General features: G+C 49.0%; 20 protein-coding genes and 1 tRNA gene. 15 read left to right on the forward strand and 6 right to left on the reverse strand.

Annotation, left to right across the window (positions count from 1 at the left end):
* Nucleotides 1–275 precede the first annotated feature (275 nt).
* Nucleotides 276–977: a 2-phosphosulfolactate phosphatase gene (locus P1P89_07505; GenBank protein MDF1591342.1), complete on the reverse strand. Its 702-nt coding sequence runs from the start codon at nt 975–977 to the stop codon at nt 276–278.
* A 362-nt stretch (nt 978–1,339) separates the two neighbouring features.
* Here P1P89_07505 and P1P89_07510 point away from each other — a divergent pair, with 362 nt between their 5' ends.
* From P1P89_07510 to P1P89_07530, 5 genes are all read left to right on the forward strand, one after another.
* On the forward strand, nt 1,340–2,584 hold the full coding sequence (locus P1P89_07510) for an ABC transporter substrate-binding protein (GenBank protein MDF1591343.1): 1,245 nt from the start codon (nt 1,340–1,342) through the stop codon (nt 2,582–2,584).
* A gap of 86 nt (nt 2,585–2,670) precedes the next feature.
* Nucleotides 2,671–3,483 carry an ATP-binding cassette domain-containing protein gene (locus P1P89_07515; GenBank protein MDF1591344.1) on the forward strand — a complete coding sequence of 271 codons (813 nt, stop codon included), beginning with the start codon at nt 2,671–2,673 and terminating at the stop codon, nt 3,481–3,483.
* Complete coding sequence (locus tag P1P89_07520) at nt 3,476–4,168, forward strand: ABC transporter ATP-binding protein (protein ID MDF1591345.1); 693 nt, start codon at nt 3,476–3,478, stop codon at nt 4,166–4,168. Before P1P89_07515 ends, P1P89_07520 begins: the two co-directional genes overlap by 8 nt.
* Before the next feature lie 41 nt (nt 4,169–4,209).
* Nucleotides 4,210–5,196: a branched-chain amino acid ABC transporter permease gene (locus P1P89_07525; GenBank protein MDF1591346.1), complete on the forward strand. Its 987-nt coding sequence runs from the start codon at nt 4,210–4,212 to the stop codon at nt 5,194–5,196.
* Nucleotides 5,196–6,065, forward strand: a complete 870-nt coding sequence (locus P1P89_07530; protein ID MDF1591347.1) for a branched-chain amino acid ABC transporter permease — start codon at nt 5,196–5,198, stop codon at nt 6,063–6,065. Before P1P89_07525 ends, P1P89_07530 begins: the two co-directional genes overlap by 1 nt.
* 405 nt (nt 6,066–6,470) lie before the next feature.
* Here the strand turns inward: P1P89_07530 and P1P89_07535 are convergent, their stop codons facing one another.
* From P1P89_07535 to P1P89_07555, 5 genes are all read right to left on the reverse strand, one after another.
* A complete protein-coding gene (locus P1P89_07535; protein MDF1591348.1) occupies nt 6,471–6,932 on the reverse strand; it encodes a heterodisulfide reductase-related iron-sulfur binding cluster in 462 nt (153 codons plus the stop codon).
* A 54-nt stretch (nt 6,933–6,986) separates the two neighbouring features.
* Nucleotides 6,987–7,694, reverse strand: a complete 708-nt coding sequence (locus P1P89_07540; GenBank protein ID MDF1591349.1) for a 4Fe-4S dicluster domain-containing protein — start codon at nt 7,692–7,694, stop codon at nt 6,987–6,989.
* Nucleotides 7,695–7,764: 70 nt separating this feature from the next.
* Nucleotides 7,765–9,354, reverse strand: coding sequence for a hydrogenase iron-sulfur subunit (locus P1P89_07545; protein MDF1591350.1), 1,590 nt, complete (start codon nt 9,352–9,354; stop codon nt 7,765–7,767).
* Nucleotides 9,347–10,588, reverse strand: coding sequence for an FAD-dependent oxidoreductase (locus tag P1P89_07550; GenBank protein MDF1591351.1), 1,242 nt, complete (start codon nt 10,586–10,588; stop codon nt 9,347–9,349). Before P1P89_07550 ends, P1P89_07545 begins: the two co-directional genes overlap by 8 nt.
* A 369-nt stretch (nt 10,589–10,957) precedes the next feature.
* A tRNA-Arg gene (locus P1P89_07555) sits at nt 10,958–11,034 on the reverse strand.
* 98 nt (nt 11,035–11,132) lie between these two features.
* On the opposite strand from P1P89_07555, the gene P1P89_07560 reads away from it, so the two are divergent.
* The 10 genes from P1P89_07560 (at nt 11,133) to mutS (ending at nt 22,111) form a co-directional block, all read left to right on the forward strand.
* Nucleotides 11,133–12,122, forward strand: coding sequence for an RNA polymerase factor sigma-32 (locus P1P89_07560; protein ID MDF1591352.1), 990 nt, complete (start codon nt 11,133–11,135; stop codon nt 12,120–12,122).
* The gene (locus P1P89_07565) at nt 12,119–13,834 is read left to right on the forward strand and encodes a tetratricopeptide repeat protein (GenBank protein MDF1591353.1); all 1,716 of its coding nucleotides are present in this window, start codon (nt 12,119–12,121) and stop codon (nt 13,832–13,834) included. Before P1P89_07560 ends, P1P89_07565 begins: the two co-directional genes overlap by 4 nt.
* A 5-nt stretch (nt 13,835–13,839) precedes the next feature.
* Complete coding sequence (locus P1P89_07570; GenBank protein MDF1591354.1) at nt 13,840–14,610, forward strand: DUF4292 domain-containing protein; 771 nt, start codon at nt 13,840–13,842, stop codon at nt 14,608–14,610.
* 266 nt (nt 14,611–14,876) lie between these two features.
* The gene (locus P1P89_07575; protein ID MDF1591355.1) at nt 14,877–15,335 is read left to right on the forward strand and encodes a Mut7-C RNAse domain-containing protein; all 459 of its coding nucleotides are present in this window, start codon (nt 14,877–14,879) and stop codon (nt 15,333–15,335) included.
* 49 nt (nt 15,336–15,384) lie between these two features.
* Nucleotides 15,385–16,170 (forward strand): RimK family alpha-L-glutamate ligase, encoded by a 786-nt coding sequence (locus P1P89_07580; protein MDF1591356.1) that lies wholly within the window; start codon nt 15,385–15,387, stop codon nt 16,168–16,170.
* Nucleotides 16,171–16,172: 2 nt separating this feature from the next.
* Nucleotides 16,173–17,330: an HD domain-containing protein gene (locus P1P89_07585; GenBank protein MDF1591357.1), complete on the forward strand. Its 1,158-nt coding sequence runs from the start codon at nt 16,173–16,175 to the stop codon at nt 17,328–17,330.
* Between the two features lie 345 nt (nt 17,331–17,675).
* Nucleotides 17,676–18,401, forward strand: coding sequence for a UPF0280 family protein (locus tag P1P89_07590; GenBank protein MDF1591358.1), 726 nt, complete (start codon nt 17,676–17,678; stop codon nt 18,399–18,401).
* 73 nt (nt 18,402–18,474) lie between these two features.
* A complete protein-coding gene (locus P1P89_07595; GenBank protein MDF1591359.1) occupies nt 18,475–18,960 on the forward strand; it encodes an HIT domain-containing protein in 486 nt (161 codons plus the stop codon).
* Between the two features lie 17 nt (nt 18,961–18,977).
* Entirely contained in the window at nt 18,978–19,316 is a 339-nt protein-coding gene (locus P1P89_07600; GenBank protein MDF1591360.1) for a LapA family protein, read from the forward strand.
* 167 nt (nt 19,317–19,483) lie between these two features.
* Complete coding sequence (mutS, locus tag P1P89_07605) at nt 19,484–22,111, forward strand: DNA mismatch repair protein MutS (GenBank protein ID MDF1591361.1); 2,628 nt, start codon at nt 19,484–19,486, stop codon at nt 22,109–22,111.
* Nucleotides 22,112–22,122 lie beyond the last annotated feature (11 nt).

Genomic DNA, 22,122 nt, shown 5'->3' on the forward strand with positions numbered 1-22,122 from the left:
ACGGATCGGCATCAGGGATGTCGGTGGCACCCACAGCGCCGGTAACATTTTCCCGACCTGTTGATATCGGTTCTTTGATCATGCGGAATTAGTGCCAAGTCCTGTAAATAAGTTACAAAAAAAATGTCACTCCCGCGCAGGCGGGAGTCCAGGAAAATAATGCCTGGATTCCTGCTTTCGCAGGAATGACGGACTGCCGTATTTCAAGAATTGTATTAAATGATGCATCAAAAATATGGGACACGATACTATTCAAATTAAATAAAGATTGTTTGTCAAAGTTTTAATTTCCTGACGGTTACATGCTCTGTCTTGCGTTCCGCCCGTAAAACAAAGTCATATATATCGCGCTGCAGGCAAAGGATCGGATCTGAAGGCGGGTAATAAACCTTGTCTCCCCGGAGAAACTTCCGGGTGGTCTCGTGAAAAATGATGTCGCGCAGGGCCTGATTGTGATCGTAATCCCCTTTCCCGAGCAAGTGGGCGATATAACGGGCACAGTGTTCATCTTCGGGCGCCTGCACCTCCAGGTTCCAGCCCATGGCAACAATGCTGACACGCTTTGCATTCTTTGTGCGGATATACTGAGCGACTGCTTTTGCAAGGGGGTAGCTCCCCAGCAGGACCTCATCGGCCACTTTTAAAGCGGCCAAAGCGCCCTGGACACCGGAAGACGTTCGCTGCACCACCGTGCGTTCACTGAAAAATGACGGGTCCTGTTTCAGAATATAGGTGGGTGAATTCCCCAGATCAAACCCTTTGATGGGAGCCCCCCCGACCTCGCCCACCAGAATGAAGTCCGGGTTTTTATCTTTTAAAGCGAACCCCTCGGCGGGTGTAGATACCAGGATGATTTTTTCGATACCCAGCGAAAACATCAGCGGCGCGCAGGTAAAAGCTCTGAACACGTCGATAATGACCGCTATCCCACGGGCCGCCTGGGCTCCCGGCAGCAGGCTATCGCGACTAATCTGCATGGTGTCTCCTTTCCGGTCTAACCATTTATTCAAAGTCAGCTTGAAAATCGTCGCATCTTAAGTGAGAAATATCACCCGGCCGGAGGTCTGTCAATGCCTGGAATGGCGGATTGGCGTAACACCATTCACTGACGTAAAACGTATTTTTGATCCGGAAACAGGTTTCTTTAGCTTGACATCGATTTTGTTGTCTACTATATATGGCGCCATTGTCAGAACAAAATCCGCACGTGATTTAAACCAACCTTTATATTAGCGCCCTACTGTTAATAGTGACTCAAAAAGCCCTTAAGGAGGTGATAAAGAAAGTTAGCAAGCCGTGAAAAACCTTCAAACAAATTATATTTACATAGGAGGATCAAATGAAAAAGTTTTTTGCTTTGATTGTCGTTTTCTTGTTTTGCTTTGCTTTTGTTTCCAACAGCGCACTTGCTGCCAATCCTGACAAGATAAAAGTCGGCATCCTGCTCCCGCTCACCGGTGTGTTTGGGGCGGTGGCGAAAACCCAGGAAGAAGGCGCGTTGCTGGCAGTGGATGTTATCAACAACAAGGGCGGACTCAATATGCCCTGGGGCAAGATAAAGGTTGAAGGCGTAGTCGCCGACGACGAGGCCAAACTGGATGTGGGTGTACGCCGCTACCGCTACATGGTTGAACAAGGGGTTAAAGGCGTGGGCGGTCAGACCTGGGCGCCGCTCTCTTTTGCCATTAATGCCGTGGTTCAGAAAGAACCCATGCCGTACTTTCCGGTATGCGTAATGGCAAAGGAAGCCTTTGAAAAGGGAAAACTGGCTGATTCCACCTTTGCAACGGCATTCAGCCCCTGGACGGTGGGATACATGGGCGGATCAGCGTCGATCAAGGTGCTGGGCAAGAAACGTATTTTCTTTTTAGCCCGCGCCGATAGCTGGGGCTGGGACATCCGCGACGGTGTGTATGCGGCTGCCAAGGAAAACGGCGCCGAGATCGTCGGATATGACGAAGTCTCCCGGGGAACCAGCGATTATACGACCATTTTGCAGAAAGTCCGTGCGGCCAAACCGGATGTTTTCATTTCGGCCCAATTTGCCGGTGATGCCGTAGCCCTTTTAAATCAGTGCTATCAGATGGGGCTCAACAAGGAAATGACCATTTTCAACGCTTTCATCACCAATGTGGTCGCCAAAGGGATTCCGCCCAAGGCATTAGAGGGCGTCTATTCGATGCATTATTTCTATTATGACCTTAGCGATTTTGAAGACAAGGAAGTTGCCAAAAGCGCCAAAAAATTTACCGAACTGTACCAGGCGAAATTCAATGCGCCCCCGGATGCCTATGCAACCATTGCATACGTTGCCTACATGGAAATGTTCAGAGGGTTTGAAGCAGCCGGGTCGTTTGATCCCAAAAAGGTGTCTGCAGCTCTGATGGCCAACAACGGCCAGTTTGTCTCGGTTAAGGGCCCGGCTCAATGGCGCCAGGACCATTCAGCGGTTTACAAGTATGCTGCCTTTTTGGTCAGGGGTAAAGGCCCCGATGAGAAAAAAGGGGAATGGGATCTTTTTAAGGTCATGGGCTATCAGGGCGGCGATTCCGTGATGCCGTCTCTGAAAGAACTCGGTTATTAAACACCTGAATTGTTCGAGATTTAGGAAATGAATTTTGCCCCGGCGGGAATGATCCCCCGGGGCAATAACCGGAAAAGGGGCTTGCTGTGAGTTCAGGGGCAGAAATCATCAAAACTGAAAACGTCACCAAGCGGTTCGGCGAAATGATCGCTGTAAACCGTGTCAATTATCGGTTGCATGAAAATGAGGTCGCCGGCATTATCGGGTCGAATGGCGCCGGGAAGACCACCTTTTTTAATCTTCTGACCGGCTATTATCCGCCGGAAGAGGGGACCATCCACTACAGAGGGAAAAACGTCACCCATTTGTCGCCGCAGAAACGGGTGGAAATGGGGATGATGCGGACATTTCAACTGACGTCGACTTTCGACAACCTGAAAGTAGTGGACAACCTGGTTTTATCCTTTTATCGGTCACATAAAAAACCAACCCTGTCGCACCTCTTTCTGACCACCTGCAAGCGCTTTCGCAAAGAAGAAAAAATCGTTGAAACACTGGAAACCTTCGAACTTCAGGATACGGCCGACCGGATGGTCAAGCATCTTAGCCTGGGCGAGAAACGACGGCTGGAAATCGCCATGGCAGTCCTGGCGGAACCCACGGTTTTGCTGTTGGATGAACCGCTGGCAGGGCTGGGCGAGTCTGAAATCAAAGGGGTTCTGGAGGTGCTTGCCCGGCAGGCAGGCAAGCAGACGATACTGATTGTGGAACACAAAATTTCCCAGGTGGAAAATTTTCTGAAAAGACTTACCGTCATGCATGAAGGCCGCGTCATTGCGGACGGCGACTGCCAGGAATGCCTGCGATCCCCGGAGGTGCGCCGAAGCTACTGGCAAATCGAGGACATCGCCGATGAAATAGATTCGGCCGTTCCAAAAGGAGGTCCCGACCATGACTAACGACGATCTGCTGGTGGTCTCAGACCTGAATGTTTCCTACGGTGAGTCGAAGGTTCTGTTCGATATCAGTCTGAAAGTAAAGCCGAACCAAGTGGTGGCCTGCGTGGGGCGCAACGGCGCAGGGAAAACTACTCTGCTCCGGAGTATCGCCGGATTTATAAAGCCGACGTCCGGTACGATCTCGGTCAACAATGCCAGCCTGGTGGGAAAGATGTCCTTTGATGTCGCTAAAATGGGGATCAAGTATATCCCCCAGGACAAGAAAGTTTTTTCGGATTTGACGGTCCGGGAGAATCTGGAGTTGGGAAGCTACGCCACAAAGGATTACAACTGGGAGCCGGTCTTCGAATACTTTCCAAAACTGAAGGAACTCATGGATCGAAAGGCCGGATATCTGAGCGGCGGTGAGCGCCAGATGCTGATGGTGGGCCGGGCGCTGCTGGGCAATCCGAAAATTTTATTAATTGATGAACCCACCGAGGGATTGGCCCCCAGCATTGTGGCACATATGCAAAACGTTTTCAGGGAACTGAGCAAAAAATCGGCCATAGTGATCGTTGAGCAAAACCTGCCATTGGTTTGCGCAATTGCGCATAAGGTATATGCCATTAAAGAAGGGCGGGTGGTGTCAGAAATTACCGAAGCGGATAAGATTAGAGCCGATGTCTGCGAACTGTATCTTTGATTTTGTTTCGACCCGATAACGGCTGCGAGAGGAAAATTACGATGATGAACATATTCAGGTGGTGGTGGGGCATCCTGCTGATGTTTTTGTTCTTGGGAGTCTTGAGGATGTTCCTGCCGCTGCCCTTTATGAACGAGGTTCTGATCTTTTCGATTTATACCATGGGCTGCAACTTCCTGCTGGGCCGGGTCGGGTTTATTTCTTTCGGTCAGCCGGCCTATCTGGCTGTGGGGGCATATGCCACCGCTTTTTATCTATTTTACTTCGGCACCAACGCTTATATCGGCATCCTGCTGGGAATTCTGGCCGGCATTGTTGTTTCCGCAGCCATCGGCCCGTTATTTGTCCGCCTGCGGAGCGATTATTTCGCCCTGGTGAATCTGGCCCTGGCAGTCATCATGTTTTATCTGTTTGAAAAAGTTCTGGCCGGGATTACCCATGGCGACAACGGGCTGTGGTTTTTGACCCGAATGTCCAACACCCCCGTCTTGAATCTCGGCAAACACAGCGATTTTTTTATCTTTGTTTTTATATTGGCAATGGCAATCTGGGCATTTTATAAGTATCTGGACGATTCGGTTTACGGCGCCTGCTGTCTGGCCACCAAGATCAATGAAGACAAATTAAAATTTCTGGGATACGACAGTTTTAAAATCCGCTGGCTGGCGTTTATTATTGCCAACACGACAACTGCGCTGGCAGGCTCCTTATACGCCGTCTATTTCGGTTTTGTGAGCCCTGATTTTACTAGCCCGCACCGAGCCGCTGATCCGGTGGTGGTGACAATCCTAGGCGGCGTCGGCACACTTTACGGCCCCATTGTGGGCGCCATCGCATACACCGGCATGAAGGACCTGGTCAGCGGATATATCGCCAATTGGGAACTTTTTATCGGTCTGCTGCTGGTAATCATCATGCTGGCCGGCGAAAAGGGGATTTGGGGGACACTGGAGCCTTTACTGGCAAAGATCATTTTTCGGAAACGCACCGGGTCGGGTTTATCTAAGAATGGAGACGAGAGTCTATAATGGATACACAATTATTGATTTCCGGCGTCATTTTCGGGCTGAGTATCGGTAGCATCTTTTTCCTGCTGGCTATCGGTCTGTCCCTTTGTTTCGGGCTGATGCGCATCATCAGCCTGGACCAACTGCTCTATTATTCCGTCGGCGCCTACTTGACCTATAGTGTCTGTGCCGTCACCGGGAACGCGTGGATCGGCGTGTTGGTTGGAATGGCGGTTGCCGGAATCGTCAGCTTCATTGTGGAGCGATTTGTTTTTTTAAGGATTTACGAGCGTGACATTACCTTTACCATGGTTGCCTCTTTCGGGATTCTCTTTGCCGGTATCGGCGTCATCAAGTATATCTGGGGACTGGCTCCCCGGCCGGTTCCCATCCCGATAGAAATGCAGACCACCATTTTTGGTACTGAGATTCCTGTTTACCGCTTGATCGTCGTGGCCATTTCCCTGCTGGTCTATGGCGGCATCTGGCTTTTTTTGAACCGGACCATTACCGGCAAGGCCATCCGCGCCGGGATTGAGGATATCGATCATGTTGAAGGGCTCGGCATTAACGTTTACAGACTCTTCACCGTTACCTTCATTATTGCCGGAACCTTGTCCGGTCTGGCAGGGGGGCTGCATGCGCCCCTGATCATGGTGGATCCGGTCATGGGGCTCGAGGTGCTGCCGTTTGTATTTATGGTCGTCATCATCGGGGGATTGGGCAGCATCAAAGGAACCCTGGTCTCGGCTTTTCTGGTGGGGCAGGTCATATCGATCGGCTCCCTTATCTACGCGCCGCTGGCGCAGATGGCGCCGTTTGCCATCATGCTGCTGATTCTGCTGATCAAGCCCACCGGTCTATACGGCAGCAAGCTGTTGAAGCGTTAGCAGGCGCTTCCTACCGTTAAGGGCAGTATGATTCTGACGATAGCCCGGGTGAGACTTTCCTTTTTGGAAAAGCACAAATTCCGAGCACTAAATTACAAATAAATTTCAAAATCCAAAATTGATGAACTCGTAAAAAGTACTCCAATTGTCATGCCGGACTTGATCCGGCATCCAGAACCGTCTGAAATTCTTGGATTCCCGCCTTCGCGGGAATGACGAAAGAGGCGCATTCTCGACTTTTTACAAGATCATCAAAATTCAATGATTAAAACCTTCCGATTGTAATTTTGGAAATTCGGTCATTGGGATTTGTTTGATAATTGGGAATTGATATTTGGTATTTCTTACACATCCTGAATTTCTCTCGAAACAAATTCCCTTCGAAATGCCTCTGGTTTCGAACTTTTATACAACGAGACAATCGGCCACCAGCTCCCAGAGATATTTTACTTCCAGATGCGGCAGGTGGTATTCTTCCTTGAGCGAATGGATCTGGCTGTGGCAGCTGTGACAGGGCACCACAACCGTGTTCGCGCCTGAAGCGCGGATCTGTTCTATTTTTCTCCTGCCATAGAAGATTCGCTCCGGGTTATACCCGGTGGTCAAGGCGCCGCCGCCGCCGCCGCAACAGAACTGATCGTGTCTGTCGGGATACAGATCCACCCATTCCTCGACACAATGATCCATTATCCAGCGCGGTTCTTCATAATAGCCGTGGCCGAATTTTTTTTCAGCATTGCGGGTATAGTTACAGGGATCATGATAGGTGGCTACCCCCTTGAAGCGGGAACGATCCAGCCGGATTCTGCCCTCCGTGATATATTTGATCAGCAGGTCGAAAACCGTAAACGTTCCGAAGCGCTGCAACGACTCCGGATACCATTTTTCGAGACCGGACCTGGTCGCGAGATAGGCGTGGCCTCACTCGCACCACAGGAGATTTTTTGCCGCTAAATGGCGCATATGTTCGGCAATGCGGCCGGTCATGATTTTAAGCGCGTCGTCATCCCCGGTAAAGTATCCCCAGCTGCAGCCTTCCCAATTCTCGGATGGGACTGTCCAGCTTTCTCCGGCGGCATAAAAAATTTTCCACCAGTGCTTCAGGTCTTCGGTATGGGTGTTGACAAGCTTATTGTGGACCGTCGTTAATATGTTGCTGCCGGGTTGATCAATGGGGACCGTAAAACCCTCAAAACCTGGCTCTGCGGCAATTTCTTCAGCCACGTCCGCCAGGATGAAAACAAAATCTTCGGTGGGAATGCCGAGATTGTTGCCGGTCTTCAGCGCAGTGGTCAACCCCTTGTGAAGTATGCCCGGCACCTTGTCGCGGTCCCGCAGGGACCGGATCGAGTGAACCATCTCGGCGATATCGATATCCATGGGGCAGACCTGAACGCATTTGGCGCACATGGTGCAAATCCACGGCCAGCGTGCTTCGACGAGTTCATCCGCCTGGCCAAGATTGACCATGCGAACCAGTTTGCGCGGGTCAAACCCGTCAACGCCGGCCACCGGGCAGGAACCGGCGCAGAGACCACAGGCCAGGCAGGTTTCCTGGGAAAACGGCCATAACCTGAAACGATCATGGGATGTCCGGTTAAGATTGATGACTGTTTTTGTTTCTTCCATATCAAACCGCCTCATTTTAATAGCCAACCCTTTAGAAAAATGAACTTCTGTCAGAATTCGAAATTCGGGTTTAACATGTTCTCAAACGGCTGGGCCCCAGCTTGCGAATCGTTTCGGCGAAAAAGGCGACTCTCTCTGAAAACTCAGCGCCCATATTCGCTGCAATCGTGTCTACAAAAAGCCGGTCCTCTTCAAAGCCGATTTGCTGAAAAAATTCTTTGATGTGGGCCGCTCTATCATAGGCGTGTTGATGGCCCTGCTCGGAATGACAGTTCCCCTGGTGGCAGGTGAGAATGAGGACGCCGTCGGCTCCTTGAAGAAACAGCTGATATATGAGGTCATTCGAAATACCGGCGCCGCAGGGAACGGTGATAACCGACAACTGCCGGGGGTGCGGACGCCCCCACAGCCGGGACAATTTCCCTGCCGGAACGGCGGATCGGCTGCAGCACAGCGCGATTAAATAGGGTTCGAAGGCATCATCGCCGGACTCAGGCAACGGCTTGCCGGTTGGATTCAGAAGACCGGATCCGCTTGCGCCAATGGCGCGTCGCGGGCACTCTGCTGCACACAGGCCGCAGTTTTCACAACTTTCAGGGGCGACTGCCGGCCGCCTATCAATCGTAACGGCCCCATGGGGGCAGAGACGGTAACAGGTCAGGCAATGAATACATTTGCCCGGATCAATGACCGCATGATCGTTCGATTCATCGACAGCTGCGGCTGCCAGTTGCATCACCACCAGGGCGGCGCCTTCCGCCTCCGCCAGGGAATCAGTTTCCGTGCAGATTCCCCTGGACGGTCCCACGGCCAGGATCCCTTTTCGGTTCGTCCAAATGCGGTTGCGGCGGACATTGTCGGTCTGGACATATCCTTCCGTGCCCCTATCAATTTTCAACACTTCAGCCAGATGCGCTAAATGCTCGGATGGAAAAACCATCTCGTCCACAACCGTGACGTCCGGCGTCAGTTCGCAGCAATGGCCGGTGATTTCATCAGTAAAGACAAATGCGGCGCTGCCGTTTGTCCGGGTGATTTGAGGCGGGTCGCAGGTGAACTTAACATAAACGGTCCCTGCTTTTTTACTTTGCCAGTAGAGGTCCTCAAGGCCGGGGCCGGCGACTTTCAGATTTCCTGCCAGCACATATGTTTGGATATTGTGCTCACTTTGCAGATAGAGACAGAGTCGCATGGTTTTTTCCGATAAAATCGGATGACTTTCCAGAATCAAACCCGACAAAAAAACGATTCTTATTGCGCTTTTTATTTTATCGGTTTCCGGGGATGCTGACGAGACCAGGTGATTGAATTGTGTCAGCGACAGGATGGATTGACCTGGCGCGAGGCCATACAGGGAAAAATTCGCCTTGAACCTGTTTTCTTCTGCGATGATAATGGCGGACACGGTCCGGTCGATCCGTTGTTGATTGCTTTGGAGTCGGACCTTGAATTTGCCCACCGTTCCGGAGCAGCCGACCACCGTTGCAGCGGTATAGACTTCCGGGATTTTGTGGGGTCGGGGTTTAGGCTCACACCACAGGGCCGTGTCCGGATTGGCGTTATGGGAAACGCGGATGACGTCAATCCCTGTCTGTAGAAGCGTTTCGGATATAGCAACGGCGCAAGTTCCGTTTCCAATTACCAGGACCGGTTTAATCATTCTTCTCACCGTTTAAAAACCGAACCGTTCTCCAGGCGGCCCGGGTTGCATGGGCAGCGCTTTCCGCTATATTCATGGGGCCGCAGGCGCTGCCGGCGACAAAGATGCCTTTGTCGGCCGCATCTTCCGGTGAGTCCGGCAAAGGGAAAAAACCGGTTTCAGCCGGGTTCAGAAGAAACAGTCCGGATAGAGCATCGGTGTCCTTGCCGGGTATGATACCGACGGATAAAACCACAAGGTCAAAGGTATCTTCCAACTGCTGCCGGGAGCGATTGTCAAAAAAAAGTAAGCGCAGACGGTTGTCATCCGTTTTCATAATATCGCCGGGGATGGCGCGAATCAGATCCATGTGCCGGGGCAATTCCCGATAGTATTGCTGGAAATTGCTGCCGAATGTCTGGATGTCGATATAAAAAAAAGAGATTTGCGTCCGGGGCTGTCTTTTCTTTATCAGCATCGCCATGCGCAGGCCTGAGGCGCAGCATACCCGGGAACACCACAGATGCCCCAGCTTTACATCCCGGCTGCCCACACACTGGATAAACGCGATTCTTTGGGGAAGCGTGCCATCCGAGGGCCTTTTGACAACGCCCTGGCGCTTCAGCATACGTTCTAAATCCAGACTGGTGACCACATCGCTGAAGCGTCCATAGCCGTATGGCTTGTCTTTCGGGTTAAACGCTTGAAATCCGGTGGCAATTACAACTGCGTCTGATATTAGTTTTTGCAGCGACCCCTGACGCTGCAGATTTATCGCTGCAGACGGACAAATATCCTGGCATAGGGTGCAAGACTGATCTTTCAGGAACAGACAGGATTCTGTTATAAAAGGGGGGTCGCTGCTGGAATACCCGGGGCGGATGGCGCCCGGATAGGGGCATTTTTGGATGCACACACCGCAGCGGGTACACTTTTCCGGCGCGATATACTCAGGTCCATTTTCAATATCGGCAATCAAACGGGGAGAGCCGGAAACCCCAGCCAGGCGGCTGTTGGGGGTGATGCGTATCAGGGGGTGCGATCGAGCAGCTTTAAGCTTATCCTCAATGATGCAGGCGCCGCAGGACACGCAGGCGGTTGTCGCCTTGCAGGTAAAATGGACGGCATGGCCCCCAAGATAAGGTTTTTTTTCGATGAGTCTAACCGGAATATGGCTTCGGGCAATTTCCAAAGCCGCCGTAAGTCCGGCAACACCAGCGCCAAGAACGAGAACCTGCTTATTCTCAGAATCCAAAAGACACCTTATAAGTATCGAAACCGGTGAAATATCCAAATTAAAAAACAATAATGCTGCAAGGATGTCAAGTATGAACCTGGATTTTGCATGAAAATTGATGCGGATCGCTTTTATTGCCCAATATGGTCGGGCGTGAATTCAAGCTGCTGTAGCGATTATCCGGGAGCGCAAACCATAGCCTTGACTTAAGCACTGTTTTTGATTTAGGATAAAACACGATGAAGCTAAAATAAAAACAGTTTCCCGGCAAATTAAAACAGACGCGATCGATTGCATTGCTGGGAATAGGGGGCAAATAAGTATTGAATAATTCGGGGGGATTATATAATAAGGGGTTGAAAATTACCTTCAACCCCTTCGTTTGTTTGGCACGCCTGGCACGACTCGAACGTGCGACCTACGGATTAGAAGTCCGTTGCTCTATCCAACTGAGCTACAGGCGCATCATAAATACGGAGGCTCTTTAACATATGTCGGCGGGGATGTCCATAAGAAACATCCGGTCGTAACCGCAGGCATTATCATATCGGCAGTATAAAAGATGAATGCAAAAATAAAAAAAACAAGTAAAAAAAACAATAAGTTAGAGAAATCCGATTTTCTTGTTTCTGATAAAAATGGCCGGAAATCCGGCAGCCCGGCTTCCGACAAGTCTCTGGTCAAGTATGATCCTCTCCAGCGATATTTACAAGAAATTTCGAGATATAAACTGCTTACCCGGGAAGATGAAGTCGAACTGGCCAAAAGGGTTCGTGAGGAAAATGATCTGGATGCAGCCTATATCCTGGTCACTTCAAATTTGAGGCTGGTTGTAAAAATCGCACTGGAATTTCAGCGGGTTTGGATGCAGAATCTTTTGGATTTGATCCAGGAGGGAAATATCGGTCTGATGCAGGCGGTTAAGAAATTCGATCCCTACAAAAATGTAAAATTTTCCTACTATTCTTCTTTCTGGATCAAGGCCTATATCCTGAAATTCATCATGGATAACTGGCGTTTGGTTAAAATCGGGACTACCCAGGGGCAACGAAAGTTATTTTTCAAACTGAAAAAGGAAAAACAGAGTTTAATTGACCAGGGGTTTGATCCGAAGCCGAAGCTTCTCTCCGAGCGGTTGGGTGTTTCGGAACGGGAGATTGTGGATATGGATCAGCGTCTGGATGCCTGGGATGTATCCCTGGATGCTCCCTTAAAAGAAGATTCGGATACTGAAAGAATCGAATTTCTGAGTACGGAGGCTGATTCGGCTGAGGATAAAGTTGCCAAGAAGGAAATGCAGGTATTGCTGCATACTAAGATCGATGAATTTAAGAAGAACTTATCCAAAAGAGAGCTCGAGATATTTAATTTGCGAATTTTTTCAGATAATCCGGTAACGTTGCAGGATATTGGGGATCGCTACGGCATATCCAGAGAGCGGGTTCGCCAGGTTGAAAAGAGCGTGATCAAGAAAATGAGAGGATTTTTTAAGGAAGAGTTGCCGGATTTTCATTCATACACCGAAGACGGTGAAAGAGAAATTACCGAATGAAAACAGTTTTTCTTAAAATGGCCATTGTGGGAATGGTCATTTTCTTTATATCTGGATGTACTTTTGCAAGAGATATCCTACGGGCGGAAAAAGAACCGCCGGTCAATATATACCAATCCGACGGACGCTACTATTATTACATCGAATCGCAGATACAACAGAAAAAGGGACATCTCGATGAGGCCATTGACTTTCTCAACAAGGCCATTGAAATCGATCCCGGGGCGGCTTTTCTAAAAAAAGAACTGGTTGTGCTGTATCTTCAGAAAAAAGACCATCAGAAAGCCCTGGAAATTATTGAAGGCGAACTTTATGTTGACCCCAACAATGTGGAGGCCCTGGTTATTTATGGCCGGATACAGCAGACCGTCAAACAGACAGATGCCGCCAAGGAGACCTATCAGAAAATACTCACCCTCAATCCCAAACTGCAGAATATATATTTATTTCTCGGCGGCATTTACATGGATGAAAACAATTTGTCTGCGGCCCGTGAAATCTATCAGCGCCTGCTGGAACATTTTCCCGATTCTTACGTCGGACATTTTTTTATAGGCCAAATCTTCGCGCGCCAGGGTGATGCGAAAGCGGCAGAAAAAGAATTTCAAAAAACGTTGGAATTGCGGCCCGACCTTGAAGGGCCGAAATTCGAACTGATCGATCTGTACAAAACAACCGGCCAAACCGGCGATGTGATCCAGCTTTACAATGATATTCTTCAGCAAAATCCCGACCAGGTCCGGGCGGCGATGGAGCTGGGGTATTATTTCCATCAAGTCGGAAATTTTGAAGAGGCGGATGTGCTTTTCAGAAGCCTGGGAACCCGCAGCAGCACAGACCCGGAAGTCGTGAAAACCTTTGCGCAGCTCTACCTGGATCAAAAGAAATATGATGCCGCCATCGTCGTCATCAAAGGATTGCTGAAGGAAGCCGAGGACAGTTCCGATCTGCAATATGCCGCAGGCATCGCCTACGACGGAAAAGAAGATAAAGAAATCGCCCTCGAACACTTTTTGCGGGTAAAACCGGATTCACGTTTCTATCAGAGTGCCGTTGTTCATATATCTTTCCTTTATCAGGATATGAAAAAGAATGATGAAGGGATCCGTTTTTTAAAAGAGGCATTAAAAAAACAACCGGATAATCCCGACCTCTGGATGTATCTGGGTTCATTTTATGAAGAACTCGAAGATTTTTCCCGGGCCGAACAGGCGCTTCAGCAGGCCTTGAAAATAGACCCGGACAGCCCCAAAATATATTTTCGCCTGGGTGTTGTTTATGACAAATGGAACCGCAAAGACGCCAGCATTGACGCGATGAAACAGGTCATCCGGCTTGATCCCCAGAACGCAAACGCCCTGAATTATCTGGGCTATACCTATGCGGATCTCGGCCGAAACCTGGATGAGGCCGAACACCTCATCAAAGAGGCGCTGAAATACAAGCCCGACGACGGTTATATCACGGACAGCCTGGGATGGGTTTATTTCAAAAAAGGGAGGATAAAGGAGGCGCTGCTGTATCTTGAAAAGGCAGTAAGCTTGGTCCCTGACGATCCCATTATACTCGAACACCTCGGTGATGCCTATTTAAAGGCGAATCAACATGACAAAGCGCTGGAATATTATCAGCGTTCACTGCTGCTCAGAAAAAAAGATAAGGCCGAAATAGAGAAAAAGATCCGGCAATTGACCACCGGCGAGGGGCGCTAAGTCAGATGAAAGCCATTGTGTGGGCGGGTATGTTTCTGACAGCCTTATTGTTAACGGCCTGTGCGGGTGTTGATCATAAACCGGTTGACGCAAAAAAGGCCGCCGAATTGGCGGAAGCCCGGGAATTGGTTGCTGCGCTCGGCGCAAAAAACCACACCCTTTGGACCTTCAAAGGGACCGGCCGGTTTAAGGTATGGCAGGAGGGGCGCGTCCTGTCCACCCGGGCCGCTTGGGTTGGGACCTTTCCGGACAAGCTGCGAATCGCTGTGATGAATCCGGCCGGTCAGCCAATGGTGAGCCTGTCCACCGATGGACAGTATCTCTATCTGATTTCCCACGCAGACGGTGAATTTTATAAAAAACCGTCCAACAATCCGACCCTGCAACGACTCGTTTCAATTCCGATTTCAGCCAATGACATCATTTCCATTTTAACGGCCCGCCTGCCCATCCGGGAGCACCATACGGCTGAATTAACGGCGGATGAGTCCGGCCGTGGATATATTCTGACCTTGTCGAAAAAATGGCGGGGCGTTACTGAGAAAATTTACCTGGACACAGATAAGCGCTCAGTTTTACAGATTGAAATATACGGGGCTTCGGATCAGTTGTCATACCGGACGGTTTTCCAGGGCAAACAACATGTCAATGAATTTGAATTGCCGGCAAAGATAATGGTTTCCGACACGGAAGGAAATCGCTTTGAGCTAGAAATCGATAAATACTGGACTGACGTCCCCCTGTTGCCGTCAATATTTGTGTTAGCGCCGCCCTGAACAGGTTAAATCCGAAATCCGAAAAAAAAGCTTAAATTCGAATGCTCAAAGGCACAAAACAATCAAGAAAGTTTTCATTCCATAACGACGGTGGATTTGTTTTGATCATTCGATATTGTTTGGGATTTGCGGCTATCGCCTTGAAAAAAGACGGGTTTAGTGATTCGTCTTTGGAGTATTTTCAATACATTGGTCAGCGCCACTGAACGCTGCCTTGGTACTGATGATCAGGTTTTCGTTAGCGAAACACAGAAGGGGGCGATCCGATGGCGTTGTGTTTTGCAGCCGAGAAGACTTTGGGAAGGCTTGCAAAATGGTTGCGTATTCTTGGATTTGACACCTTATTTGAACCGGATTTGCCGGCAGGTTATTTCAGTGGTTTAGAGCCGGAACGCCTGCTTCTGACGCGCCGGAAAACCTGCCGACAGAGCCGGACCGACAATGCCTGTGTTGTGATTCGGACCGACCATTATTGGGATCAACTCGGTGAAGTGATCCAGGCGGTCGGCATGACCGCTGAATCCATCAAGCCGTTTTCCAGATGTATTTGCTGCAATTCGGCCATCATCTCTGTTGATAAAGCGCATTTGCATGGAAAAGTACCTGATTATATTTGGGAAACGCACGATGTTTTTAAATTTTGCCGGAGGTGTCAACGGGTATACTGGCCAGGGAGTCATATCGAGCGCAGCATGGAAAGGATCACATGTCTGTTCAACGGTTAAATTCTGACGGTATCACCCAAATAAGGGGAACGTCTGTCATCTGAATCTTATGAGTCAGAAACATCAAGTGATCGCCTTTGAAAATCGTCTCAAGGGGTGCCGGAATGTGCTGACATTGGGGGTGCGCCCCAATTTTTCGGATTACAACCCGGAAGAAGCGGCCTTGATACGGGCTGCCGCCAAAATTTATTATCCGACTACTTTTTATGCCGATCTGTTTAATTCTGCCGGAAAATCAACGTTTCCCAGCTACCACACCTACAAATGCGTTCAGGACAAGATCAAACAGACAGCCCTCTTTGAACTGTTGCAAATTTCCCATCCCAAAACCCGGGTGTTTTACGGCAACCATCAGAAGTCAAAGATTCTGGATTATTTCAAATTTCCTTTTGTCGCAAAAATTCCCCGGGGTTCGGCAATGGGAAGGGGGGTCTATCTGATTCAAAACAGGCAGGAACTGCTGGCATACAATCAGTTAACAACCGTCGCCTATATACAGGAATATCTTCCCATCGATAGAGATATCCGGATTGTCGTCATCGGGGAAAGGATTGTCCATAGCTACTGGCGCATTGCCGGACCCGGTGAATTTCGAAGCAATTTAGCCGCCGGCGCAACCGTCAGCCTGGAAGGGGTTCCCCAAGAAGCCCTGGACCTTGCCCTGACTTGTGCCGGAAAGTGCGGCTGGGATGATGTGGGAATCGATATCTGTTGCTTTAATGGCCGTTGCTATGTCCTTGAAGCCAATATGAAATACGGCAAGGAAGGGTTTCGAAAGGCAGGTATCGATTATAACAAACTGATGGAGAGTCTGATAGAAAATGGAGAAATTTAACAATGGACGTCGATCTTGAGAAAATTCATGAAAGTTTGAATCAGCGGGAAAAAAGGACGTTGTCCCCTCATGCGGCTTACAGCTCTCAGGCGGTCCGGCGCCGTCCGGAAGACCAGTTGGAAAGAGGGTATCGACAGGCTTTCTCAGTGGATGCGGACCGGATTCTGCATTCCCTGGCCTATACCCGTTATATTGACAAGACCCAGGTCTTTTATCTGATCCAAAATGACCACATCACCCACCGGGTGCTTCATGTTCAACTGGTATCAAAGATTGCCAGAACCATCGGCCGTTTTTTAGGATTAAATGAGGATCTGATCGAGGCCATCGCCCTTGCGCACGATATCGGCCATACCCCCTTCGGGCATGACGGCGAACGAATTTTAGCGGAATTGTGCCATGGGCACGGCATCGGGAATTTTCATCATAACCTCCAGAGTGTTCAATTCCTGGACAAGGTTGAACGAAAGGGAAGAGGGTGGAATTTATGCCTCCAGACCCTTGACGGCATCCTTTGCCATGACGGCGAAATACATGATCAAAAACTTGAACCAGTAAAGTATAAGACTTTTGAATTACTTGAAAAAGAAATTATATACAAAAAGGATAATCCCGGAACAAAATTGATTCCCATGACCCTGGAAGGGTGCGTGGTCCGTATGGCGGATACCATCAGCTACATCGGTCGTGATCTGGAAGATGCCATTCGGCTGGGGATGATTCAGCGATCTGATATTCCCCGGGAATGTGTTCAGCGTCTGGGAAATACGAATGGGACCATCGTTTACAACCTGGTCACGGATGTCATCACAAACAGTTTCGAAAAAAACCACACGGCCTTCAGCGGGGAGGTGTCCACAGCCCTGCAGGCGTTAAAGGCGTTTAACTTAGAACACATCTATCTGAACCCCAAAATAAAAAATCATTTGGAAATTATCCGGCGATTGTTTGAAATGCTTTTTGATCGATATCTTAACGATCTGAAAAATCGCAACCTCTCGTCGGTAATTTTTACCCAATTCCTTGAAGATATTTCCGACACCTACCTGACAAATCACACCCATGCGGAAATTGTCAGGGATTTCATGGCCGGTATGACCGATCACTATTTTCTGCGATTGTGTCCGGAGGATATGCGGCCGGCGTATCGGATTTTATAAGTACGATGGTGTCCTGATGTCGGGCGAGTAACTATCCGACCCCAGTGAGGCCGGCTTTGGTCTAAGCTCAGAGAGCATTATTCACGCAAATACCAAAGGTAAAATTCGAAATCTGAATATCGAAATTCGAAACAAATTCAAATATCAAATGCACGAATGACAAAAACGAAATCATATTTGCGCTGTCAGAAATGCCTATCGTTTGGATCATTTGAATTTTGGTCATTAAATATTGTTTAGGATTTCGGATTTCGTGCTTCGGATTTAGAGTCTTTGCACTTGATAAGGCGGAGCAACTGAAGGCTGAGCTGGCCCGAGAACTATGTTTTCTATGCTGGAATAAATATGCAGCAAAGACTTACCTACCGTAACCTGATCAGCAAAAAGGGTTTGGTTTCGTTCCGGGTGGCAGTAAAGGAAACCGACCTTTTGGTTCAAGCCCTTGGCGGGCTTGAAGAACCCACAACCGAACTCGTTCTTCGGTATCGCGGCATCATTGAGTCCTACGGTCAAAGGTATCCGGAGTTTCTTAGAACACTGACTCCCTGGCAAATCCCCGGACCGGCCCCCCTCATCATCAGGGATATGGCGGCAGCCGGGGAAGCGGCAGGGGTGGGGCCGATGGCAGCGGTGGCCGGCGCCATCGGCGCCCATGTGGGCGCGGACCTTTTATCCTATTCCAGTGAAGTAATTGTTGAAAACGGGGGAGATATTTTTTTAAAAACAAAAGATCCGGGGACCGTTGCAATTTACGCGGGAGAGTCGCCTTTGAGTTTAAAGATCGGTCTAAAAGTCTATCCGGACGATAAACCCCTGGGGGTGTGTACCTCTTCCGGAACAGTCGGACATTCCTTGAGCTTCGGCAGGGCGGATGCGGTGTGTGTGATTTCCCGCGACTGCGCTTTGGCGGATGCAGCCGCCACATCGGTATGCAATCAGGTAAAGTCCGGCAAAGACATTCAAAAAGCCATTGATTTCGGAAAACGCATACGCAGCGTCAACGGCCTGGTTATCATTATCGGTGAACAGATCGGCATGTGGGGCGACATTGAGATCGTGCCGCTGGGCTAAAAAAGGGTTGAGTTTTACAATTGAAAAGATTAGGATATTTGGTAATTATTTTTTTAAATAGGGATGTACCTTTATGGAAACCATGTGGGCTCCCTGGCGGATGGAATATATCCAAGGACGCAAGGATGAAGGTTGCATATTTTGCAAGGCCATCTCCGAACAGGATGAACTGACCCTTTACAAAGGCAGCACCACTCTGGTGGTGATGAATAAATATCCATACATTAACGGGCATATGCTGGTGGCCCCGAACCGTCATCTTTCCAGTCTTGAACAGCTCAGCAGAAGTGAAAAGGGCGATCTGCTCCAAACCGTGGATCAATCCATTGCTGTTTTAAAAACAGTTATGCATCCGGATGGGTTCAATGTGGGGCTGAATCTGGGAAAAGTGGCCGGGGCCGGGGTGGAAGCGCATCTGCATTTCCATATCGTCCCCCGGTGGTTCGGAGATACCAATGCGTTTACTGTTTTTGCTGAGGTTCGCGTCATCCCGGAGCATCTGATGTCCACCTATAACAATTTAAAGCCATACTTTGAGAAAATAAACGCAACCATCTAAAAACATGGAGAAAAAAAATGAGTAAAATTAAAGCATTTTTTTGGATTGTCCTTGTCGGTTTCATACTGATTGTTTTCTTTTCGAATCTTGATTTCTTTTTGCAGCCCCAGCCCATCAACCTGAACTTTATCGTAAAAAATTATTCGTTGCCGGCATTGCCCACCGCCATCCTCTTTCTATTCTTTTTCGCGGCGGGAGTCCTGGTCGCCTATTTGTCCAATCTGCCGGAACGATTTCGACTTCGCAAAACCATCAAAAATCTTAAAACAACCATTGATTCCCATGATAAAGAGATCGAAAGGATAAGAACAAGACCGAAACCCCCGGAAGTGAATTCAACTCCCGAAAATCCTTAACCGGTTAAAGGGCCTCGATAGGTTATTCCTCCGGCATTTCGTTTTTCCGTCATGCTACCGGTTTTCTTCCACTGGAAAACCGGCGAAAGTAAATGAACTTGACTTATGCAAAGAATTTATCCGTCCGCTTAAAAGACGCCATCTGCGATCGGTTTGTCTAACAATCCATGAATCCATCTAAAATCACACCCATGATTCAGCAATATCTTTCCATCAAAGAGGATTACGCCGATACGCTCCTGTTTTACCGGATGGGTGATTTTTACGAAATGTTTTTTGAGGACGCACAAGTCGCTGCAAAAGCACTTGAAATCACGTTGACCTCCCGGAACAAGAAAGATAATCAACCGATTCCCATGTGCGGTGTGCCGGTCCGGTCTGTTCAGGGATATATTGCCCGATTACTGGAAAGCGGCTTCAAGGTTGCCATATGTGACCAGGTGGAAGATCCGGCGGTTTCCAAGGGGTTGGTCAAGCGTGAAGTGGTCCGGGTCGTTACGCCGGGGATGATCGTCGAAAACGAGCTATTAGATGAAAAAACAAATAATTATGTTTTGTCAATCACCCGGGAGGAACAAACAGTCGGTATTTCCTACATAGATATATCTACCGGCGTTTTCCGGGTGACCGAGTCGGGGGATGCCTCCGCCATGGTGGACGAGGCCCTGCGAATATCCCCGCGGGAAGTATTGCTGCCGGAATCGTCGCAAACCGATCCTTTTTTCACGGTTTTGCTCAAGGCTTTTTCGGAGAAATCCATCACTTTTTTAAATGATGCGATCTTTGAATATGGTCGGAGCCGCCAGCGGCTATTGGACCAATTCAGAACCATATCGCTGGAGGGATTCGGCTGTGAGTCCATTAAAGCCGGCATTCAGGCTGCCGGCGCAATTGTTTATTATATCGGAGACACCCAAAAAAAACAGATTGAACATATTTCCCGAATTGAAACCTATTCATTGAACAACTATCTGTTTGTTGATGAATTAAGCTGTCAAAATCTGGAACTGATAAAGAATATCAGATCCGGGACCAGAAAAGGGACGCTGATCGCGGAAATCGACCGGACATTGACGGCCATGGGAGGGCGTCTGCTGAAAAACTGGGTGCGATATCCCCTGATGAACCTGGACGAGATTCAGAGCAGGCTTGATGCCGTTCAGGAGATAAAAGAAAATGTGAGGGTGCGGCGCTCCCTGCAGGACCCCCTCGGATCGGTTTATGATCTGGAACGGCTTTCAAGCAAAATTACGCTGGGACATTGTAACGCAAGGGATTTACTGGCACTGCAACGTTCGCTCCACCTGCTTCCGCTGCTGACCAGTGATTTAGCGGAATTAACCGCCGAACTGTTTCAATTTGACGTTCAGTTGGATGATCTTTATCGACTGGCGGATCTTATCGAACAGGCCATCCTGGAAGATGCCCCGCCGGTTATCAATGAAGGCGGCATCATCAAAATGGGGTTTAACAGCGAACTGGACGAATTGATGACCATCAGCCGTGACGGCAAAAGCTTTCTGGCCAAACTTGAGGCTAAAGAAAAGCAGTCCACCGGCATCAATTCCTTAAAAGTCCGATACAACAAGGTCTTCGGTTATTATATCGAGGTGCCTAAATCCCAGGCCAAGTCGGTTCCCCTGCATTATGTTCGCAAACAGACGCTTGTTAATGCGGAGCGATATATTACCGATGAGTTGAAAACATTTGAGGCCAAGGTATTGGGCGCCGAAGAACGCAGGGCTTCCCTGGAATATGAAATCTTCAATGAAATCAGGGCTGAAGTTGTAAAAAATAATAAAGAAATCCAGATAGTCGCACAATTTTTAGCCCGGACCGACTGCTTGATGGGTTTGGCGGAAGTGGCGGATCAAAACAATTACACCCGTCCCCGATTTAATGCCGACGGCGCCATTTTTATTGAAGAAGGGCGTCATCCGGTAGTGGAAAAAATGATCAGCGCAGAGCGGTTTGTGCCCAATTCGATCCGGCTGGACAACACCGAAAATCAGATCTTGATCATCACCGGGCCCAATATGGCCGGCAAGTCGACGGTGCTCAGGCAGGTCGCCCTGCTGGTCATTATGTCCCAGATGGGGTCGTTTGTCCCGGCCCTGACCGCCTCGATGTCTATTGTGGACAGAATTTTTACACGGGTTGGCGCTCTGGATAATCTTTCCCAGGGACAGAGCACGTTTATGGTGGAAATGCAGGAAACCGCCAATATTCTGAACAATGGGTCGGGCCGAAGCCTTGTCATTATGGATGAAATCGGACGGGGCACCAGCACCTTTGACGGTTTAAGCATCGCCTGGGCGGTTGCCGAATACCTGCATGACCTCCATGGCGTCGGGGTAAAAACCCTGTTTGCCACCCACTATCACGAATTGACGGATCTGGCCCAGGTGAAGCCAAGGGTAAAAAATTTCAACATTGCCGTAAAGGAATGGAACGACGAGATAATTTTCCTGCGAAAGCTGGTGGAAGGGGGAACCAATCGCAGCTACGGCATCCAGGTGGCAAGGCTTGCGGGGATACCGGCACAGGTTATTGTGCGCGCCAAGAAAATTCTTGCGAACATTGAAAAGGGCGAACACAATTTAAATGGATCCCCTATTTTTGCCGGCAACGAAACATCGCTAAACCTAAAAACAAACCGACAACTCGATTTGTTTCGCAAACCGGAACATGTTATCGTTGAAAAACTTCAAAAACTGGACCTGTCGAAAATGACACCGCTGGATGCCATGATTTCCTTGAATGAACTTCAGGAAAAAGCCAAAACGGTTGTCTGAACCGGACTTTC

The sequence above is a fragment of the Desulfobacterales bacterium genome (assembly GCA_029211065.1).
GTDB lineage: Bacteria > Desulfobacterota > Desulfobacteria > Desulfobacterales > JARGFK01 > JARGFK01.

What these genes read in the sequence shown, in the direction of transcription:
- P1P89_07505 (MDF1591342.1), bottom strand. Translation starts at nt 977, where the DNA reads ATGCAGATTAGTCGCGATAGCCTGCTGCCGGGAGCCCAGGCGGCCCGT.
- P1P89_07510 (MDF1591343.1), top strand. Translation starts at nt 1,340, where the DNA reads ATGAAAAAGTTTTTTGCTTTGATTGTCGTTTTCTTGTTTTGCTTTGCT.
- P1P89_07520 (MDF1591345.1), top strand. Translation starts at nt 3,476, where the DNA reads ATGACTAACGACGATCTGCTGGTGGTCTCAGACCTGAATGTTTCCTAC.
- P1P89_07525 (MDF1591346.1), top strand. Translation starts at nt 4,210, where the DNA reads ATGATGAACATATTCAGGTGGTGGTGGGGCATCCTGCTGATGTTTTTG.
- P1P89_07530 (MDF1591347.1), top strand. Translation starts at nt 5,196, where the DNA reads ATGGATACACAATTATTGATTTCCGGCGTCATTTTCGGGCTGAGTATC.
- P1P89_07540 (MDF1591349.1), bottom strand. Translation starts at nt 7,694, where the DNA reads ATGGAAGAAACAAAAACAGTCATCAATCTTAACCGGACATCCCATGAT.
- P1P89_07545 (MDF1591350.1), bottom strand. Translation starts at nt 9,354, where the DNA reads ATGATTAAACCGGTCCTGGTAATTGGAAACGGAACTTGCGCCGTTGCT.
- P1P89_07560 (MDF1591352.1), top strand. Translation starts at nt 11,133, where the DNA reads ATGAATGCAAAAATAAAAAAAACAAGTAAAAAAAACAATAAGTTAGAG.
- P1P89_07565 (MDF1591353.1), top strand. Translation starts at nt 12,119, where the DNA reads ATGAAAACAGTTTTTCTTAAAATGGCCATTGTGGGAATGGTCATTTTC.
- P1P89_07570 (MDF1591354.1), top strand. Translation starts at nt 13,840, where the DNA reads ATGAAAGCCATTGTGTGGGCGGGTATGTTTCTGACAGCCTTATTGTTA.
- P1P89_07575 (MDF1591355.1), top strand. Translation starts at nt 14,877, where the DNA reads ATGGCGTTGTGTTTTGCAGCCGAGAAGACTTTGGGAAGGCTTGCAAAA.
- P1P89_07580 (MDF1591356.1), top strand. Translation starts at nt 15,385, where the DNA reads ATGAGTCAGAAACATCAAGTGATCGCCTTTGAAAATCGTCTCAAGGGG.
- P1P89_07585 (MDF1591357.1), top strand. Translation starts at nt 16,173, where the DNA reads ATGGACGTCGATCTTGAGAAAATTCATGAAAGTTTGAATCAGCGGGAA.
- P1P89_07590 (MDF1591358.1), top strand. Translation starts at nt 17,676, where the DNA reads ATGCAGCAAAGACTTACCTACCGTAACCTGATCAGCAAAAAGGGTTTG.
- P1P89_07595 (MDF1591359.1), top strand. Translation starts at nt 18,475, where the DNA reads ATGGAAACCATGTGGGCTCCCTGGCGGATGGAATATATCCAAGGACGC.
- P1P89_07600 (MDF1591360.1), top strand. Translation starts at nt 18,978, where the DNA reads ATGAGTAAAATTAAAGCATTTTTTTGGATTGTCCTTGTCGGTTTCATA.
- mutS (MDF1591361.1), top strand. Translation starts at nt 19,484, where the DNA reads ATGAATCCATCTAAAATCACACCCATGATTCAGCAATATCTTTCCATC.